The sequence below is a fragment of the Pseudomonas sp. MH9.2 genome (assembly GCF_034353875.1).
In the GTDB taxonomy this organism is placed as follows: Bacteria; Pseudomonadota; Gammaproteobacteria; order Pseudomonadales; family Pseudomonadaceae; genus Aquipseudomonas.
This window is the reverse complement of record NZ_CP133784.1, coordinates 530,998-550,485: the sequence shown is the minus strand read 5'-3', so window position 1 is coordinate 550,485 and position 19,488 is coordinate 530,998. Positions and strand designations below refer to the sequence as shown.

Below are 19,488 nucleotides of genomic sequence, written 5' to 3'. Positions count from 1 at the left end.
CGGATACTTTATTAAGTGCGGAGCGCTCAAATTTATGCACTTTAAATAGCAAGCTAAGTGTTACTTGTTGGATCCAATATGTACGCATATTGTCATCCCTAAAATATATTTTTCTTCAGGGCGAATAAAAACTAAAGTCTGGCCGATATACATGTTGAGTGCGCTGACCTGGCAGTGGGTCACACTTCAGTTTTGAACGAACCTGTACACTTCTATTCAAAATACCCGATCGCATGGATGCTTTTAGTCATACTTTTAAGAGAGGCACTCCATGTCGCTACGAAACATGAATATCGCGCCGCGCGCTTTTCTTGGCTTCGCGTTTATTGCCTTATTGGTGATTGCACTGGGCTTTTTCGCGCTGAATCGCATGAGCGTGATTCGGCAGGCCACGGTCGATATGGAAACCAACATGCTCCCCAGCATAGGGTTTCTGGGGGAGACGGCTGAATGCGTTCTGCGCCTGCGTATCACGTCTTTCCGGATACTGGTCAATCGCGAACCTGCATTGTTGCAGGAAACCGAAGTCCGAATTCGTGACCTGGTCAGCAAGTTACAGTTAGCCAAGGCCAGCTACGCTGCGTTGCCCGCCGAAGCTGAAGAGCGTGCGGTATATAAAGAGTTTGATGCCACCCTTGATAAATACTTGAACGCGCAAGGCGAAGCGCTGGATCTGTCGCGACAAAACAAGGTCGACGACATGCGTAACGTGATCAACTCCCGAATGAAAGACGCCTCTGACTTGATGGGTGAACAAATCAGAAAGTTGGTTGACATCAATAAAAATGGCGCAAAGGAATCATCCAGCATTGCCGCTCAACAATACGATGGGGCGAAAGTCGCCATCCTGGGTGTTGCGGCATTTGCCGTTTTACTGACTGTGTTGCTGGCCTTGTTGTTGACACGCAGCATTGTTAACCCTCTGACGAGAGCCGTCCGCGCCGCAGAAGATATTGCGGGTGGCAATCTGACTAAACACATTGAAGTCGACGGCAAAGACGAACCGGCGCGCCTGCTCGAAGCACTGGTGGGCATGCAGCAGAACCTGCGCAAGACAATCGAACAGATTTCCGGGTCGGCTACACAGCTCGCGTCTGCTGCCGAAGAGCTGAGCGCGGTCACCGAGGAAGCGTCTCGTGGCGTGCAACAACAGAATAATGAGATCGAACAAGCGGCTACTGCGGTTAATGAAATGACCGCTGCTGTAGAAGAGGTCGCGCGTAACGCGGTGTCCACGTCCCAAGCGTCGCAACAGTCCACCCAAGCCGCGCGCGAAGGGCGTGATCGGGTGGTCGAGACCGTTTCAGCGATTCAGGCCATGACTCAAGATGTGCAGACCACATCGGATCTGGTAGAAGGCCTGGCGGAGCAGGGACGTGATATCGGTAAGGTATTGGATGTTATTCGCTCCATCGCCGAACAGACCAACTTGCTGGCTTTGAACGCGGCCATCGAGGCCGCACGTGCCGGCGAGGCGGGCAGGGGCTTTGCTGTGGTTGCCGATGAAGTGCGCGCGTTGGCTCATCGCACCGCGCAGTCGACCCAGGAGATCGAACAAATGGTCGCGGGCATTCAAAACGGCACAGGTGAAGCCGTGCAGTCGATGCAACTGAGCACCAACCGCACGCAAACCACCTTGGAACTCGCCCGCTCAGCCGGTGTGGCGCTGGAGCAGATCACCGCAGCCATTTCGCAAATCAACGAGCGCAACCTGGTCATTGCCAGTGCCTCTGAAGAGCAGGCCCAGGTGTCCCGCGAAGTGGATCGTAATCTGGTCAATATTCGCGATCTGGCGACCCAATCCGCTGCCGGCGCCAATCAGACCAGCGTTGCCAGCCATGAACTGTCACGCCTGGCCATAGACCTTAACGGCATGGTAGCGCGGTTTGTGATTTAAGAGCCCGGTGGTGTGTCAGGCCCCGTCGCACAGCTTGTGTGACGGGGCCAACTCGGTCAACCGGACACCCGCATTCCCCACGCCTTGGGGTTAACCAGATTCAGAGGACGCTCACCCGCCAAGGCGCTGAGTAGATTGTCTACCGCGCATTGCGCCATGGCTTCACGGGTTTCGTGGGTCGCCGAGCCTATGTGGGGCGTGGCGACCACGTTGTTCATTTGCAGCAATGGCGAGTCATGGGGCAGCGGCTCGCGCTCAAACACGTCAAGACCCGCTGCTCGAATCTGGCCCTGTTGCAAGGCGGCAATCAGGGCCGACTCATCGACCACCTTGCCTCGCGAGATGTTGATGAAGATGCTCTGCGGACGCATCAGTGCGAATTGCCTGGCACCGATCAAACCCTGGGTTTCAGCCGTCAACGGTAACGTCAGGCAGATGAAGTCAGCTTCCTGCAGCAGCGCCTCCAGATTTCGGTAACCCGCATTGAAGCGCGCTTCCACGGCGGGCTTGGGTGAGTGACTGTGATACAGCACGGGCATGCCGAAACCAAAATGCCCGCGTTGTGCCAATGCTTCACCAATCCGGCCCATGCCGATGATACCCAGGGTTTTACCATGCACATCGTTGCCGAAATACGGCGAGCCGATGTTGCTCTTCCACTGCCCGGCGCGAACCAGATTGGCCAGCTCGACCACACGTCTCGCCGTAGCAAGGATCAACGCAAAACCGGTGTCGGCCGTGGTTTCGGTCAGTACGTCGGGGGTGTTGCTCAAGAGAATGCCGCGCCGGTCAAGGTAGTCCAGATCATAGTTGTCGACGCCAACCGAGACGCTTGACACCGCCTCAAGGTGCGGCGCCAGATCCAGCAAAGGCGCATCCAGTTTGAGACTGGCGCCGAGCAAACCATGGGCGTGGGGCAGGGCAGCACGCAGTCGGGCCAGGCCATCGCGGGTTGGTTCGTCGATCAACGTGACATCCGCATGCTGTTGCAGGCGGCTCATCAACGTTGGCGATAGCTTTTTATACAGAACGACTTGTTTTTTCATCGTATTCATCCCGGGTGATCAATGGTGCACCGCGACTCTGCGCTGGGGGCGTTGAGTGTGCGCTGGCGTTGAGTCGGTGCGTGGGTTGAGAAGGAGCGTCAGCACCACCGACACCAACAGTGCACCGCTCATCAGCAGATAAGACGCGCCGGGATTGCCCGTAGCGCTATTGAGGTAGCCAACCAGGTACGACCCGGCAAAAGAACCCAGCGCCCCCATGCTATTGATCAACGCCATGGCGCCACCGGCTACGTTGGATGGCAGGATTTCCGGAACGATCGCGAAAAACGGCCCATAAGGCGCATACATGCAGGCGCCGGCCAGCACCAGCAGGGAGTAGGACCACCAGAAATGCTCGCTGCCCAGCGCATAGGAGCCGTAGAACGCCAGGGCGGCGATCAGCAGGGGCGGCCAGACAAAACGCTTGCGGCGCTGGACTCGGTCAGACCCCCAGGACACTGCCAGCATGGCGATCACGGCGGCCAGATAGGGCAGCGCAGACAGCCAGCCGGCTTCGACCATGTCCAGATGGGCACCCTGTTTAAGGATCGATGGCAGCCACAGGACAAAACCGTAGACACCGATGCTCCAGCAGAAGAATTGCAGCGCCAGGATGATCACCTTGGGTGAACGGAAGGCTTCGGCGTAGTTCTTCACCGGTTTGATCCCGACCTGCTCGGCATCCAGTGTCCTTTGCAGATCGATTTTGTCTTCTTCGCTCATCCAGGCGGCCTGTGCCGGTTTTTCATCGGCCAGCCTCCACCAGATAAACGCCCAGATGATCGCGGGCAGGCCTTCGATGATGAACATCCAGCGCCAGCTGAAGTGCGACACCAGATAGCCCGACACCACCGACATCCAGAGCATGGTCACCGGGTTGCCGAGGATCAGGACGGTATTGGCCCGGGAACGTTCGGCACGGGTAAACCAATGACACAGATAGACCAGCATCGCCGGCATGACCGCCGCTTCGACCACGCCCAGCATGAAGCGGATGCCAATCAGCATGTAGGCGTTGGAAACTATTCCGGTCAGCGTCGCCAACCCACCCCACAGGATCAGGCTGACGAAAATCAGTTTTTTGACACTGTTCTTTTGCGCATAGATCGCGCCTGGCACCTGAAAGAAGAAGTAACCGAGGAAAAACAGCGCGCCCAGCAGTGAGGAGAAGCCCGGCGTGATGTGCAAGTCCTCCGCCATCCCCGCTGCGGCAGCGAACCCGTAATTGGCGCGGTCCAGGTAGGCCAGGCTGTAGGTGATGAAAACGATGGGCATGATGTACAACCAGCGACGGTTGATGAGTCGCTTTGTCATGTCGAGTGCCTTTTCCATATCGATGCTCCTGATCTTGTTGTTTTTGTCGCAGCAGGTAACGGATGTGTGGTTCGAATGAGGGGTCAGGCGGGTCGTCGTCGTGGCTCATCGGCAGGCTCGGCTGCAAGCAGCTGCGCCCGCAATGGCAAGCCCTCCATGTCCCCCCGGTTTTGTACGGCGCGGCTGCCGATCCAGTTGCCGCGCGCCACTGCTTGGGTAAAGCCCTGATTTTCCAGGAGGGCGCTGATCACGCCGACGGCAAAACCATCTCCGGCGCCGACGGTGTCGACTACGTTGATTACCGGCACGCCCGCGACAAATCCTTGATCCATCTGTGTGCGGTAATAAGCGCCCTTGGCACCGAGCTTGATCACCACCGCTTCAACACCTTGATCCAGATAGAACGCCGCCATGTCTTCCGGGTCCTCGTAGCCGGTGAGCAGTGCGCCTTCCGTCAGCCCCGGCATGACCCAGTGCGCAAGAACGGCAAGTCGGTTGATTTCGCTGATCATCTGCGCCTGGTTTGGCCATAGCGACGGGCGCAAGTTGGGATCGAACGATACGCTGCGCCCAGCCTCGCGCATGGCCGTCATCAGATGCCAGGACAGCTCTCGGGCACTGAGCGACAACGCCGCCGGAATACCTGTGGCGTGCAGATGACGAGCGCTCAGCAGTATCGGGCTGACGTCAGCAACCGACAGGTGACTGGCCGCCGAACCACGGCGGAAATACTCGACACAGGGGTCACGGCCGTCGAGCTCGCGGGACTTGAGCTGAAAACCGGTGGGATACGCAGGATCGACGGCTACATGACGGCAGTCCACGCCTTCGCGTTGCAGGCTGTCGATCACGAAACGCCCGAGCGAGTCATCGCCGACCCGACTCAGCCACGCGACGTTGAAGCCCAGCCGGGCCAAGCCAATAGCGACGTTACTGTCGGCGCCGGCAATGCGTTTTTCGAAGTGACTGACCTGTGCCAGTTCGCCAGATTGCTCGGCGACAAACATGGCCATGGTTTCACCGAACGAGAGGATGTCGATCTCACGCATGGCTGAATGCCTCCTGTGGTTGGCCGAGGCGGGCGAGGGTGCTGATGTGTTGTTGGCTGAGCGCGAGTAGATCCTCGGCTTGCAGTGGGTATTCAATGGCGCGCGGCACCCCAGGCACGATCTGGCGCAATAGCTGTTCCCACTGATGAAGGTCACTCGGTTCGGGAGGTGTTGCGATCAGCTTGCCCAGGGCATTGCGCGCAACTGCCTTGCAATGCACGTATTCGACATAACGACCCAGTTGCTTGGCTGCGCTGATCGCCGATTGGTCCTGCCATTGCCAATTGCCGATATCGAAGGTCATGCCCACCGGAAGATCCAACGCCTGGACGCGGGCGAAGAAGCGACTCAGCGGCTCAATCCGGCCACCCTGAACGGTCTGGTCGTTCTCGACCAACACGCGCACCGCATGCCGCGTCAGGCAACTGGCCAAGGCGTTCATGTCACAGTTTTGGTTGAAATGCCCAAGGGACACTTTAAGCCACGTCGCACCGCAGGCCGTGGCCCGCAGCAGCGTAGCCTCAAGGTTGGCGTTCGGTTGAGTCTGGCCTTCATTCCACAGCTCCAGTGGTGACGAGTACAGGCACTCAAGCCCCTGTGCTTCGATGGCCAGCGACAATGCCTCGTGGTTTTCTACGGTAAACAATTCTTCACGCAATTCAATGCGCGAGGCGCCAGCACGGGCCAGCAACGGAATAAAACTGGCCTGACCACGTTCACGGACCACGTCGGCACCGTAGCTGGAAAGGCTGATGGAGACAGGGTAAAGGTTCATTGTTATCGTCCTCTGAAACCGGTTTCATTTTGATTCAAAAAAAGCGGCCATCAAGGCCGCTGTACTCGCCATCAAGGGGGAAGTTGCAGAGTCAGGGCCTGGGCCGGGTCGAGCCACGCACGATCAGCTGCGCGGTGAAATCGAACGACCGTACCGGCTCCTGCTCGCCACGCAAGCGGTTGAGCAAACACTCGAACGCGGTGACGCCGATTTCATGGGTTGGCTGGGCGAGTGAGGTAATACCGCTGCCCACCAAGGGGTACCAGTCCAGCTCATCGAGGGCGATCAGGCCGATGTCATCGAACAGCGGGCAACCCAACTCTCGGAGCAGGCGCGTGCAGGTCAAGGTCGCGACACCGTTACCGGTGAACAGCGCTTTGGGCCCCGGGCCGGGCGCGGCGAGGAAGGCCTGTAACTGTAGACCCAGTTGATCGCTGGTTTCCAGAACCTGTCCTCGCAGATGCGTACGCTCGGCGATCAGGCTATTGAACGCGGTCACACGTTCGAGACGAGAGCTGGTGCCGTCCTGTTGCTCACTGACCAACACAATGTCGCGATAACCGCGCTCATCGAGGTGATTGATGGCTTGCAGCACCGCGTCGGCATTGTTCAGCCCGACCAGATCGCTGTGCAGTTGCTCGACCTTGCGATCGACCAGCACCATGGGCAGTTCCTGATGCAATTGGCGCAGCTCATCAAGGTGATGACCTAGCGTATTCACGATCAGGCCTTCGATGTTGTAGGAGCGCAACGCAGCCAGATGCACACGTTCTTGCTCGTCGTTGCGATCGGTATTGCACACCACCAGGCTATAACCGTGTAGGCGGCAAGCGGTTTCGACGCCATGCATGACGGCCACGGAATAGGGATTGCGAATATCGGCGACCAGCATGCCGATCAGTCGGGTGCGACCACGCTTGAGCCCGCGCGCCATTTGATTGGGGCGATAACCGAGGGTGTCGATGGCGTGTTCGATACGCAGTGCGATGGCGTCGGAAAGCAGTTGTCGATCCTCGCCAATAAAGCGCGACACGCTGGCTTTGGACACGCCAGCCAGTGTGGCCACGTCATTCATCGTTACGCGGGACCGCATAGGAGTAGGAAAACTATTCACGACCTGGACCCTGATTATAGTTATAGGGGTTATCAGCAGGTGCTGAGGCAAAGGCTCTGAAAACGGTTTCAGAAAACACCAAAGCGTTGCATCCGTCAACCTTTGATGGCATGAGCGGTGGGGATTTGTGTCGGTGAAGGTCGTAGCGAACGCTAATCAGCTAGATAACGTGAGCCAAATGCAGCTCGGTCAATGCCTGGGCTTTCAGCAACGCCAAGGCCGGGTCGCGTCGATCTCGAGGACGCTCAAGATCGACGCATAGCTCCAGACGAATGCTGCTCGGCCGATTGTCCATCACCATCACGCGATCACTCAGATAAAGCGCCTCGTCGACATCGTGAGTGACCAGGAGCAAGGCAATCGCATGATGTTCTGCCAACTGCAGCAGCAGGTCTTGCAGCTTCATGCGGGTGAAGGCATCCACCGCGCTGAACGGTTCGTCGAGCAACATGGTTAAAGCTCATCTCATGTACGAGATTTCGCCCCATCTTCGCCGCTGCGCCGCCGGTTGGGGCCTCCAGTAATGCTGCGATAAGAGCGTCTATCGGTGATTGGGTCTGCCTGTCACGCAACACTCTGCTGAATCAGTGTCGCTCTAGAAACACCATGCCGCAGCGTTGCGCACTGCCGCTCCAGGCGTGCGTCGGGTGTACGCCTTGCGGTATTTGCCATCGCGCTGTGTGCAATTTTCTGTTTATGGTGAAAGTAATGTCTGATTTTCTTGTCAGACAAATCCTCTTACACACTCGTGATCGATTAAATGAATAAATCAAGGTCAACTGCGCAGCCTTCACACTGAAACCGAATCAGATTGGCACCGTCATGCCGACACGAAACCTACGGCCATCAGGCTCTGATTGAGAATAATGAATAACTACAACCGTATCGCTGCCTTCAAATACGTCCGGCCCTTCGTACTTTTTTTATTGCCCGCGTTATTGATCATTTCTGCTGTTTTCTGGGTTTCCATGGGTGCGCAAGCGCAAGCGCAAGCGCAAGCAGAAGACAGAATGCAAACCCTGGTATTCCTTCGTCACGCTGAAAAGCCTGCCATGGGTCTCGGGCAACTCAATTGCCAAGGGTTGAACCGGGCCATTGCCCTGTCCACGTTGTTGCCCCGGGAGTTCGGCAACGCCAACTTCATCTTCGCTGCAGACCCCAGCCGTCATGTCGAGGAAGGTGATAACGATGAGTCCTACGGTTACCTGCGTCCGCTGCTGACTGTCGGTCCTACTGCAATCAAGTTGGGGCTGCCGATCAATATCGACTTTGGCGCTAATGATATTCATGAGCTGGCAGATGAGTTGTTGCGCGACAAGTACCACGGCGCAACGGTCTACACCGCCTGGTCCAATGGCTATCTGCCAGAACTGATCAATCAGGTCGCCGAGGAGGCAACCGGGCAAAAGCAGACCATTGCGGATGACTGGGACAAGGAAGACTTCGATTCTATCTACGTGCTGACCGTGCTCTGGCATGACGGCAGGGCCACCCTCCATTACAAAAAATCCAGGCAGGGCCTGGATGGCGGCTCGTCAACGTGCCCGTCTTGAGCTAATACCGCATCGGCGATAGCCAGGCCCGACAAGAGGCGCTGGTCAGAAAAGCCTGAAAGGAGTACAAATGTACTCCATGAGCCTATTAAGCCCCCGACGTGCTGCCATCCTGACCTTCATCCGCGACCGTATCGCGCAGCAAGGCCAACCGCCGAGCCTGGCTGAAATCGCCGAGGCCTTTGGTTTTGCTTCGCGCAGTGTGGCGCGCAAACACATTTTGGCCTTGACCGAGGCCGGGCTGATTGAGGTCACGCCTAATCAGGCTCGCGGTATTCGTCTGATGGACGCCGTACGAAAACCCGAACTGCTAGAAATTCCCGTGCTGGGGCGTGTCGCCGCCGGTGCGCCGATTGGTCCTGATGTCGGTACGCATGACACTTTGCTGCTGGATCGCGCAACGTTCTCCCGGGTGCCGGATTACTTGCTGCGTGTGCAGGGCGATTCAATGATCGAAGACGGTATTCTCGACGGCGATCTGGTCGGCGTGCACCGCAGTGCCGAGGCCCAGGACGGGCAAATCGTCGTCGCGCGTCTCGACGGCGAGGTCACCATCAAGCGCCTGGAAACCCGGCCGGGCGAATTCCGTCTGCTGCCGCGAAATCCGGCTTATGCGCCGATCATCGTTCATCCTGATCAGGACTTTGCCATCGAAGGTGTCTTCTGTGGTTTGGTCAGGCGCGGATGATGGGCGCGGTCGTCAGCCTGGACGCGCTGCTTGATGAGCGCCGGGTCTGGAAAGGCCGACCAGCGGCGCAGCCCGTCAGTGCGCACCCTACCGGGCACGCGGCGCTGGATGCAGCATTGCCTACGGGCGGTTGGCCAGCGGCGGCATTGAGTGAAATTCTGGTGGCTGCCGACGGCAGTGGCGAGTTGCAGTTGCTCTGGCCGGCCTTGGTCCGACTGGCTGACAGCGGCGAACGCATCGTGTTGGTCGCGCCGCCTTATGTTCCCTACCCGCAAGCCTGGCAGGCCGCAGGCATCGATCTGAGTTGGCTGGTGACGGTCGATGCGAGCGCTCGGGATGCCTTGTGGGCGACCGAGCAATGTTTGCGCTCTGGCAATTGTGGCGCGGTATTGTGCTGGCCGAAGCACGTGGATGACCGGGCGTTGCGTCGCCTGCAAGTCGCTGCCGAAACCGGCCAGACCCTGGCTTTCGCCTGCCGCCCCGCGCTAGCGGCGATCAATCCTTCGCCAGCTGCGCTGCGTATCGCCATTGATGTGCGTCCCCGGCAATTACGCGTGCTCAAATGCCGGGGTGGTCTGGTACCGCCGGCACCGATCCCGTTTCCCTTCGGGTCTTGAGGTTCGTATGCTCTGGGCCTGTGTAGTGCTGCCGCAATTGGCGCTTGATGGCGTCATGCGTCGTCGTCCTGATCCCGATGAACCCTTGGCGTTGCTGACGGGCACCGCACACCGCCGTGTAGTGCAGACGGTCAACCCGGCTGCACGCGCCCTCGGTCTGCGTCCCGGTCAATCGCTCACGGCAGCACAAGCCCTGGTACGCCAGTTTGCAACGGTCGAATACGATCCGGCCGAGGTCGAACGCTGGCATCGTTTATTGGCGGCCTGGGCTTATCGATTCAGCTCCCAGGTCAGCTTGAAATACCCCCGGGTACTGATGATGGAAGTCGGATCCAGCCTCAGCCTGTTCGGGCCTTGGCCCGTATTTGAAGCCCGCCTGCGCGAAGAATTGACCGCCTTGGGATTTAGTCATCGGATCGTGGTCGCGCCTAATCCTGCGGCGGCGCGAGTGTTGGCGAACGTGCACGACGGTCTCGCGGTGACGTGCCGCGAAACTTTACGCGAGGCACTGCAACAGATGCCCATTGATCGTGTGGGGCTGAGCCGCGAGGTGGCCACTGCTTTTTCGCGCATGGGCCTGCATACCCTGCACTCCGTGTTGGCGTTGCCGCGCAACACCTTGGCCCGGCGGTTCCCTGCACAAGTGTTGCAGCATCTGGACTCTCTGCTCGGCGAGCGTGCCTTGGCGCTGGATTGTTATCTGCCGCCTGATTATTTCGATCTGCGCATTGAGCTGAATTTCGACGTCGAATCTCATCAGGCATTGCTGTTCCCACTCAAGCGCTTGATCTCGGACCTGGCAGCATTTCTGGCCGGGCGCGACAGTGGTGTCCAGCGCTTTACTATTCATCTGGAACACATGGAAGGCAAGGACACGCTGCTGCCGGTCGGACTGCTCAGCGCCGAGCGCGATGCTGCCATGTTGTTTGAGTTGGCGCGTGGACGGCTGGAGCAGATTCAGGTTCCTTCTCCAGTGCGAGCGGTGCGCTTGTTAGCCCGCGATCTGCCCCGGTTCGTCCCGACCCACCGCGAATTGTTCGAGGAGCGTCCGCACCAGGCGCTGCCTTGGGAGCAACTGCGTGAACGCCTGCGTGCCCGTCTTGGCGATGAGGCGGTCAATGGCGTATACGCCCATGCGGACCACCGTCCCGAATGCGCCTGGCAAACGGGCAATGGACAAACGTCTGGTAGCCCGTTGTCTCTGTCTCCGCGCCCCGGCTGGTTGTTGCGCGAGCCTGTCCCTATGCACGAATCAGGCATGCGCATCCTCGCCGGGCCTGAACGCATTGAATCAGGCTGGTGGGACGGCGGCGACGTGCGACGTGACTATTACTTGATCGAAACCCACTCAGGTCAGCGGGCCTGGGCTTATCAAACGGTTGGAGAGGGCGACAGTCTACTGCTACAGGGGTGGTTTGCATGACCCCTTGCGCGTCTGCCAACGATGCTGGCTATGCAGAATTGCATTGCCTGTCCAACTTCAGCTTCCAACGCGGGGCATCCAGCGCGCGGGAGCTGTTCGAGCGCGCCAAACGCCAGGGTTATCACGCGCTGGCGATCACTGACGAGTGCACCCTGGCCGGTATCGTACGTGCTTGGCAGGCGTCCCGCGAGGTGGGATTGCCCATGATCGTCGGCAGTGAAATGAGGATTGAAGACGGCCCGAATATCGTACTGCTGGCAGAAAATCTCTGCGGTTATCAGGCGTTGTGTCGACTGATAACTCTGGGCCGACGCCGAGCGAAGAAAGGCGAATACCGCCTGCTGCGTGAGGATTTTTGCGAGCCGCTGGCCGGGTTGCTGGCGCTGTGGCTGCCAGAGCCATCAAGCGAGTCCGTTACCCATCATGAGCAGGGGTTATGGTTACGCGGCCTGTTCCCGGAGCGTCTGTGGCTTGCCGTCGAGCTGCATCGTGGTCCCGATGATAGCCAACGGCTGATAAGTCTTCAGGCATTGGCCCACTCATTGAGCATCCCGACCGTGGCCTGCGGCGATGTGCACATGCATGCCCGTGGCCGTCGCGCGTTGCAAGACACCATGACTGCGATCCGTCATCACACCACGGTGGCGGAGGCAGGGCATCGATTGTTCGCCAACGGTGAGCGCCATCTTCGGCCTGTAGCGACGCTGATTGAGCTTTACCCGCCAGCGCTGTTGGCGGAATCCGTGCACATAGCCCAGCGATGTACTTTCGATCTGGGCCAGTTGCGCTACGAGTACCCTCACGAACTGGTGCCCAAGGGGCAAACCGCTACGTCCTGGTTACGCCACATGACCGAACAGGGCCTGGGCCGACGCTGGCCCAAAGGTGCCCCCGACAAGGCACGAGAGCTGATCGAACGCGAACTGGGGTTGATTGCCGAACTGGGTTACGAAAGCTATTTCCTGACGGTTCATGACATCGTCCAATTTGCCCGTAGCCGCCATATTCTTTGCCAGGGTCGCGGTTCGGCGGCCAACTCGGCGGTGTGTTATGCCTTGGGTATTACTGAGCTCGATCCGGCACGCATGAACATGTTGTTCGAGCGTTTTATTTCCAGGGAGCGCAACGAACCGCCGGATATCGACGTGGATTTCGAGCATGAACGCAGGGAAGAGGTGTTGCAGTACGTGTTTCAGCGTTATGGCCGGGGCAGGGCAGCGATTACTGCGGTGGCCAGCACCTATCACGGTGCAGGCGCGGTACGGGATGTGGCCAAAGTACTGGGTTTGCCAACGGATCAGATCAACGCGTTGGCCGATTGTTTTGGCCGCTGGAGCGATAAACTGCCACCGCAAGAGCGCCTGCGTGAGTGCGGTTTTGAGCCGGACAGCCCGATACTGCATAGGGTCTTGACCTTGACTGGCGAACTGATCGGCTTTCCTCGGCACCTGTCACAGCATCCGGGGGGCTTCGTCATCTCCGAACAGCCGCTGGACACGTTGGTCCCGGTAGAAAACGCCGCCATGGCTGATCGCACCATCATCCAGTGGGACAAGGACGATCTGGACATGGTCGGGCTGCTCAAGGTCGATATCCTTGCGCTGGGCATGCTCAGCGCACTGCGCAGGACTTTCGATCTGGTGCGCCGCTATCGGGGTTACGACCTGACTCTGGCTACGGTGCCCTCCGAGGATAAACAGACCTATGACATGATCAGCCGCGCCGACACCGTAGGCGTCTTCCAGATCGAATCACGGGCGCAAATGGCGATGCTGCCACGCCTGAAACCCACGAACTTCTATGACCTGGTGATCGAGGTCGCTATCGTCCGTCCCGGCCCCATTCAGGGAGATATGGTGCATCCCTACCTGCGTCGGCGTAACAAAGAAGAACCGGTGACGTATCCCTCCGAAGCACTAAAGGCGGTCTTCGAGCGCACATTGGGCGTGCCGTTGTTTCAGGAGCAAGTGATGCACCTGGCGGTGGTGGCTGCCGATTACACGCCGGGGGAGGCTGATCAGTTGCGCCGTTCGATGGCCGCCTGGAAACGTCACGGCGGCCTGGAACCTCACCAAGTGCGCCTGACCCAAGGCATGCTCAAAAACGGCTACACCGCTGAATTCGCCCAGCAGATTTTTGAGCAGATCAAAGGGTTTGGCAGCTATGGTTTCCCTGAGTCCCACGCTGCCAGCTTCGCCCTGTTGACTTATGCCAGTTGCTGGCTCAAATGCCATGAGCCCGCAGCTTTTGCCTGCGCCCTGATCAATAGCTGGCCGATGGGTTTCTACAGCCCCGACCAACTTTTGCAGGACGCTCGTCGTCATCACATCGAGATTCGTCCGGTGGATGTGCGCTACAGCGAGTGGGACTGCTCGCTAGAACCGTGTGGCATCGATGCTTTTGCGATCCGTTTGGGCTTGCGCATGGTGCGTGGGTTTCGCGAGGAGGACGCGCTGCACATCGAAAAAGCCAGAGCGCTCAGCGCGTTTGTCGATGCCAGCGACCTCAGCCTGCGCGGACAACTGGATGCACGGGCCCGAGGGTTACTTGCCGATTCCGGTGCTTTGCGCGGCCTGCTCGGGCATCGACACCGCGCACGTTGGGAAGTGGCCGGCGTCGAGGCACAACGGCCATTGTTCGCGGATCAGTCCGCAACCGAGGAACCTTACGTGGCATTGCCACTGCCCACCGTAGGCGAAGACCTGTATGCCGATTACGCAACCGTCGGCACGACCCTGGGTCCGCATCCGCTGGCATTGTTGCGTCGTCAGCTCAATGCCCGGCGCTGCCGAAGTTCAAAGGAGCTGGTCGGTATCGAACACGGGCGCAACGTAAGCGTTGCTGGTCTGGTCACCGGCAGACAACGTCCGCAGACAGCCAGCGGCGTGACCTTCGTTACGCTGGAGGACGAACACGGGATGATCAACGTGGTGGTTTGGCGTGATCTGGCCGAGCGCCAACGCCGGGTGCTGGTGGGAGCGCAACTGCTGCAGGTCTATGGACGTCTGGAATCCAAAGACGGAGTGCGTCATTTGATCGCCGGTCGCCTGCAAGACTTGACGCCCTTACTGACCGGACTCGATGTGCGCAGTCGGGACTTCCATTAAATAAAAGAAGAGGGCGCCGATGTCACCCGCGAACGAGTTATTTCAATAACCTGAGTTATCTGACCTAAATCAAAAAAAACCGCGTTTTTATTGTTATTAGTTGAAGTCGGCGACCGGCTGCACTCCTTGCTGCGCGCCCCTTATCAAGGGCGTTAACTAGCGCTTATAACCCGTTTCACGACTTGAAATGGAGTGTGCAATGAGTACGGTTCGAAACCCTCTACCTGCCTATCTCGCCCACCGCTATCCCGTCATGATTGTGGTCAACCCTCAGCTGTCGGACCACAGCGTCGTTGTTCGCAGCGCCTTGGAAGTTTCTGACGCACTAAGGGCGCTGGACCTTGAAATAGAAACAGTAATGTCGCTTGAAGATGCCGAAATCGCGTTTACTGCAGACCCTGCTTATTGTTGCGTGATCTTGGGTTGGGGATTGTGTATCGCGAATATTGAGCAGGCTGAAAAAGTGATTCGCCTGATCCGTCGCCGAACCAGCAAGTTGCCGATCATGCTGGGAATGACCAGTGAGAACAGCAGTCATGTTCCGCTGGCGTTCGTAGAGGAAATCGATGGTTTCATCTGGCAACCTGAAGACAGTCCGGCATTCATTGCCGGCAGGATTGAGGCCGCAGCACGTCGTTACCTCGACACGATCCTGCCGCCATTCTTCGGTGCGATGGTGAACTTCGCCGAGACCCATGAATATTCATGGCACACCCCAGGCCATACCGGCGGCACCGCCTTCATGAAAACTGCCGTGGGCCGTACCTTTCTCGATTTTTACGGTGAGCAAATGCTCCGGTCCGACCTGAGCGTTTCAGTCGGTCAGCTAGGTTCGCTAAACGATCATTCCGGACCTGTAGCGGCGGCAGAAAAAAATGCGGCGCGGGTGTTTGGGGCGGACTACACATTCTTCTCCGTCGGAGGCAGCTCGGCGAGTAACGAAATCATTCTGCATTCAGCAGTGACCGATGGCGATGCCGTGTTAGTTGACCGCAATTGCCATAAATCACTGAATTACGCGCTGAACATGTCTGGCGCTATTCCGTTGTACCTGCTGCCTCGCCGTAATACGCGGGGTTTGATTGGCCCTGTGCCGCTCAGTGAGCTGACGCCAGAAGCCATCGCGGGGAAGATATCCGCCAGCCCGCTGATTACGGATAAACAGATCCGGCCCGTGCTTGCAGTGTTGACCAACTCCACCTATGACGGTCTTTGCTACCACGTACAGACCACCACGCGCGAACTGAGCCAAAGCGTGGATCGCATCCATTACGACGAGGCGTGGTATGCCTATGCCCGCTTCAACTCGCTTTACGAAAATCGTTACGGCATGCACCGGGGTGAGCGGCACGCCGACGATGCCACCGTGACCGTGACCCATTCCACCCACAAGTTGCTGGCGGCCCTGTCACAAGCATCGATGATTCATATTCGTTCAGGAAAAGTGCCGGTCAAGCCGGCACTGTTCAATGAAGCATTCATGATGCACACCTCGACGTCGCCGCAATACAGCATCATCGCCTCCACGGATGTGTCAGCAAAAATGATGGATGACGCTGGCGAATACCTCACCGATGAATCGATCGACGAGGCGATCACCTTTCGCCAAGCCATGGTTCGCTTGACTCAGCAAGTGGTGCAGCGCAACGCGACCGATTGGTGGTTTGGCGTCTGGCAACCGGACGACGTAGACGGCACGCCCTTTGCCGAGGTCGATCGGCAACGCCTGCATCAAAGTGATGCCTGGGTGCTCAAACCCGGTGCTCAATGGCACGGTTTCGGTGATTTGGGCAATGACTACTGCATGCTCGATCCGATCAAAGTCACCCTTTTGACGCCCGGTCTGGATTCGCAAGGTCAGCTACAGGCCTGGGGGATTCCTGCACCGTTGGTGTCTTCCTTCTTGTCCAGCTGCGGCACTGTCGTGGAAAAGACCGAGCCCTATTCCATCCTGGTGCTGTTCAGCATCGGCGTGACCAAAGGCAAATGGGGTTCATTAGTCGCCGCAATGATGGAATTCAAGAAGCACTACGACGCCAACACCGCACTGGAAGAGGTAATGCCCGATCTGGTCGCAGCGTATCCTGACAGTTATGAGGGGTTGGGGCTGCAGGATCTTGCGCAGCGCATGCACGACGAAATCGTTAGAAGTGGCCTGCTGCGCAACATGGACAAGGCCTTCACTTTGTTGCCGGACCCGGTGAGTACGCCACGCGCCACCTACGCCAAACTGGTCAAAGGCAACGTAGAGCAAATTGCCGTGCGCGATTTGCAAGACCGAACCGTGGCCGTACAGGTCGTGCCCTATCCACCCGGCATTCCGTTGATGATGCCGGGTGAAGCCGTCGGCGCCGACAAGAGGGCGATCATCGACTACCTGTTGGCGATGGAGCAGTTCGACGTCTGCTTTCCGGGCTTCGAGCATGACAACCATGGCATCGAGATCGAGCGCGACGCTCATCACGGGCTGACCTACAAGGTTTATGTTGTCAAACAATGATGCTTCATTCTCCCGCGTTCGGAGAATGCTCCGTGCGCAGATCGGGCACGAGGAGTCTGCAATGGCTGAGTCAAACAAAAAAATGAGTCTCATGGGCCTCACCACCCTAGTAGCGGTGAACATGATGGGCTCGGGAATCATCATGCTTCCTTCCAGCATGGCGCGCCTGGGTGCTGTCTCCTTGCTGTCCTGGATCATCACGGCCATTGGGTCCATGGCCATCGCGTATTGTTTTGCTCAGTGCGGCGTCTACTGTCCGCGTTCGGGAGGCATGTCAGCCTATACCGAGGAGGCGCATGGCAAATCGGCGTTCTTCCTCTGTTCATTCCTTTATTTTCTCTCCTTGGCCATCGGTAACGTTGCCATTGGCATCTCGGCGGTAGGTTACCTGACGCCATTTTTCCCCTGGCTCGGTTCTGGCGCTATCCCGCTATTCATCGGTTGTGTGGGTTTGATCTGGTTGACCACTGCGGCCAACTTCGGTGGCGCGAGCATCACGGGACGGTTGGGGGCTATTACGGTTTGGGGCGTGATTATTCCGGTCGCGGGACTGAGCGTTATTGGTTGGTTCTGGTTCGAGCCGAAGGTGTTCTCGGACGCCTGGAATCCGAATGCTATCCCGGTAAAAGACGCAATCACACAGAGTATTCCGCTGACGCTGTGGGCGTTTCTGGGGATGGAGTCTGCCGCGCAAAACTCGGATGCCGTGGATGACCCTAAACGCAACGTGCCTTTGGCCTGCCTTTTTGGCACGCTGGGTGCCGCCGTTGTGTATGTGCTGTCGACCACGGTTATCCAGGGGATCATTCCGAATGCGGAGTTGGCTAGCTCAAGTGCACCCTTCGCCTTTGTCTATGCACATATGTTCAACCCGTTAATCGGCAAGATCATCATGGCGTTGGCGGTGATGGCGTGTATAGGTTCACTGCTGGGGTGGCAGTTCACACTGGCACAAACCGCCAAGGTCACTGCTGATCAGGGCATGTTTCCGAAGCTGTTCTGCAGGGTGACGGCCGCAGACGCGCCGGTGGTTGGCATGATCGCCTGTGGGGTATTGCAGACGTTATTAGCGTTATCGACGATCTCACCCAATGCCAGCGAGCAGTTTGGCAAGCTGGTTAACCTGGCGGCGGTGACCAACTTATTGCCCTACGTGACGGCCCTGTCCGGCCTGCTGGTGATCATGTTCAAGGCTCAAGTCAGCCACAGCATCTATGTCCGAAATATCGCGGTGTTGATGGTTGCGATGGCTTATTCGTTCTACGCCATTTACGCCTCCGGTAAAGACGCGGTATTCGGCGCGTTCATCGTTTTGGCCATCGGCTATCTGGTCTACGGCTTCATTGCCAAGGGCTTCGTCAAAGCGCAACCGGTCAGCTCACCGGGTTCCGGCCAGGCGTGAGCCATTGCAGATGAAACATGGGTCTCGGAATTCGGAATAATGCGGGGAGCAGAATATGAAGCAGCGACTGTTGAATGGCGTCACCATCACCCTCCTGTGTCTGGCAGGAATGACACCCCTACAGAGCAGTGCCGACACGCTGTCGCGGATTCGCGGCAGCTCGGCCATCAACTTGGGGTACCTGCCAAACGCGTCCCCCTTCACGTCCAACGTGGACGGGAAAGCCAGTGGCTATGCGATTGAGTTGTGCAACCTGATTGCCGAGCGTGTCAAAGCCCAGACCCAACTGAGCAGTCTGGCCGTTCACTATGTCGAAGTCGCTGAGGGCAACGGGCTTGACGACGTGCGCCAGGGCAAGATCGATCTGCTGTGTACACCTGGCGTTGAAACCCTGGCAGCACGCAAGTCCGTCAGTTTTTCGGTGCCTGTATTTACTGCAGGCCTGACGGCGGTGGTTCGCAAGGACGCCCCGAATGATTTAATACGCGTACTCAATGGTGAAGTCGCCCATTCGGGTCCCACTTGGCGCGGAACGATCAATCAGGGACTGTCTCATCACACCTACGTGGTCATGGTAGGAGGTGTTACCGAACAGTGGATACATGAGCGGATCAAAACCCTCGGCGTGATTGCCGACGTGATTACAGTGAAGAACTTTGCCGAAGGTATTGATTTGATTGCGCGGAAAAAAGCCAGTGCGTTTTTTGCGGACCGAAGGGTGTTGCTCAGCTACGCGGCGAAAAGTAGCGCCGCCAATGAGTTGCAAGTGCTCGATACCCTGTACGACTTCGCGCCAATCGCCATGGCTGTAGATCGGCAAGATGAAGACTTTCGCCTCATGGTAGACAGTGCCTTGAGCAGTGTGTATCGATCAGGGGAGATATTGAATATCTACGCCAAGTACTTTGGAGGGACGAACGAAGTCAATGCCATGCTCTTCAAACTCTATGCACTCCCATGAAACATATCGGGGCAGCCCGCGCTGAGCGCTCGCTGCCCCATG

General features: G+C 57.9%; 14 protein-coding genes and 1 pseudogene. 9 read left to right on the top strand and 6 right to left on the bottom strand.

Features of this window, described 5'->3' with window-relative positions; all coding sequences use genetic code 11:
* Nucleotides 1-271 precede the first annotated feature (271 nt).
* On the top strand, nucleotides 272-1,897 hold the full coding sequence (locus RHM55_RS02510) for a methyl-accepting chemotaxis protein (protein ID WP_322179364.1): 1,626 nt from the start codon (nucleotides 272-274) through the stop codon (nucleotides 1,895-1,897).
* Nucleotides 1,898-1,953: 56 nt separating this feature from the next.
* Here RHM55_RS02510 and RHM55_RS02505 read toward each other — a convergent pair whose 3' ends face one another.
* From RHM55_RS02505 to RHM55_RS02480, 6 genes and pseudogenes are all read right to left on the bottom strand, one after another.
* The gene (locus tag RHM55_RS02505) at nucleotides 1,954-2,943 is read right to left on the bottom strand and encodes an NAD(P)-dependent oxidoreductase (RefSeq protein WP_322179363.1); all 990 of its coding nucleotides are present in this window, start codon (nucleotides 2,941-2,943) and stop codon (nucleotides 1,954-1,956) included.
* 18 nt (nucleotides 2,944-2,961) lie between these two features.
* A complete protein-coding gene (locus RHM55_RS02500; protein WP_322179362.1) occupies nucleotides 2,962-4,257 on the bottom strand; it encodes an MFS transporter in 1,296 nt (431 codons plus the stop codon).
* An 83-nt stretch (nucleotides 4,258-4,340) separates the two neighbouring features.
* Nucleotides 4,341-5,306, bottom strand: a complete 966-nt coding sequence (locus RHM55_RS02495) for a sugar kinase (protein ID WP_322179361.1) — start codon at nucleotides 5,304-5,306, stop codon at nucleotides 4,341-4,343.
* Complete coding sequence (locus RHM55_RS02490; protein WP_322179360.1) at nucleotides 5,299-6,081, bottom strand: AP endonuclease; 783 nt, start codon at nucleotides 6,079-6,081, stop codon at nucleotides 5,299-5,301. Before RHM55_RS02490 ends, RHM55_RS02495 begins: the two co-directional genes overlap by 8 nt.
* Before the next feature lie 91 nt (nucleotides 6,082-6,172).
* Nucleotides 6,173-7,174 carry a LacI family DNA-binding transcriptional regulator gene (locus tag RHM55_RS02485; protein WP_416151999.1) on the bottom strand — a complete coding sequence of 334 codons (1,002 nt, stop codon included), beginning with the start codon at nucleotides 7,172-7,174 and terminating at the stop codon, nucleotides 6,173-6,175.
* Nucleotides 7,175-7,355: 181 nt separating this feature from the next.
* Nucleotides 7,356-7,646 (bottom strand): annotated as a pseudogene (locus RHM55_RS02480) (ABC transporter ATP-binding protein); the annotation flags it as partial.
* Nucleotides 7,647-8,061: 415 nt separating this feature from the next.
* Here RHM55_RS02480 and RHM55_RS02475 point away from each other — a divergent pair.
* The 8 genes from RHM55_RS02475 (at nucleotide 8,062) to RHM55_RS02440 (ending at nucleotide 19,446) form a co-directional block, all read left to right on the top strand.
* The gene (locus tag RHM55_RS02475; protein ID WP_322179358.1) at nucleotides 8,062-8,748 is read left to right on the top strand and encodes a hypothetical protein; all 687 of its coding nucleotides are present in this window, start codon (nucleotides 8,062-8,064) and stop codon (nucleotides 8,746-8,748) included.
* Between the two features lie 70 nt (nucleotides 8,749-8,818).
* Nucleotides 8,819-9,436: a transcriptional repressor LexA gene (gene lexA / locus RHM55_RS02470; RefSeq protein ID WP_322179357.1), complete on the top strand. Its 618-nt coding sequence runs from the start codon at nucleotides 8,819-8,821 to the stop codon at nucleotides 9,434-9,436.
* A complete protein-coding gene (gene imuA, locus RHM55_RS02465; protein ID WP_322179356.1) occupies nucleotides 9,436-10,053 on the top strand; it encodes a translesion DNA synthesis-associated protein ImuA in 618 nt (205 codons plus the stop codon). Before lexA ends, imuA begins: the two co-directional genes overlap by 1 nt.
* A gap of 7 nt (nucleotides 10,054-10,060) precedes the next feature.
* Complete coding sequence (locus tag RHM55_RS02460) at nucleotides 10,061-11,476, top strand: DNA polymerase Y family protein (protein ID WP_322179355.1); 1,416 nt, start codon at nucleotides 10,061-10,063, stop codon at nucleotides 11,474-11,476.
* A complete protein-coding gene (locus RHM55_RS02455; protein ID WP_322179354.1) occupies nucleotides 11,473-14,583 on the top strand; it encodes an error-prone DNA polymerase in 3,111 nt (1,036 codons plus the stop codon). Before RHM55_RS02460 ends, RHM55_RS02455 begins: the two co-directional genes overlap by 4 nt.
* Nucleotides 14,584-14,782: 199 nt before the next feature.
* Nucleotides 14,783-17,083 (top strand): Orn/Lys/Arg decarboxylase N-terminal domain-containing protein, encoded by a 2,301-nt coding sequence (locus RHM55_RS02450; RefSeq protein WP_322179353.1) that lies wholly within the window; start codon nucleotides 14,783-14,785, stop codon nucleotides 17,081-17,083.
* Between the two features lie 61 nt (nucleotides 17,084-17,144).
* The gene (gene potE / locus RHM55_RS02445; protein ID WP_322179352.1) at nucleotides 17,145-18,485 is read left to right on the top strand and encodes a putrescine-ornithine antiporter; all 1,341 of its coding nucleotides are present in this window, start codon (nucleotides 17,145-17,147) and stop codon (nucleotides 18,483-18,485) included.
* Between the two features lie 55 nt (nucleotides 18,486-18,540).
* On the top strand, nucleotides 18,541-19,446 hold the full coding sequence (locus RHM55_RS02440; RefSeq protein WP_322179351.1) for an amino acid ABC transporter substrate-binding protein: 906 nt from the start codon (nucleotides 18,541-18,543) through the stop codon (nucleotides 19,444-19,446).
* Nucleotides 19,447-19,488 lie beyond the last annotated feature (42 nt).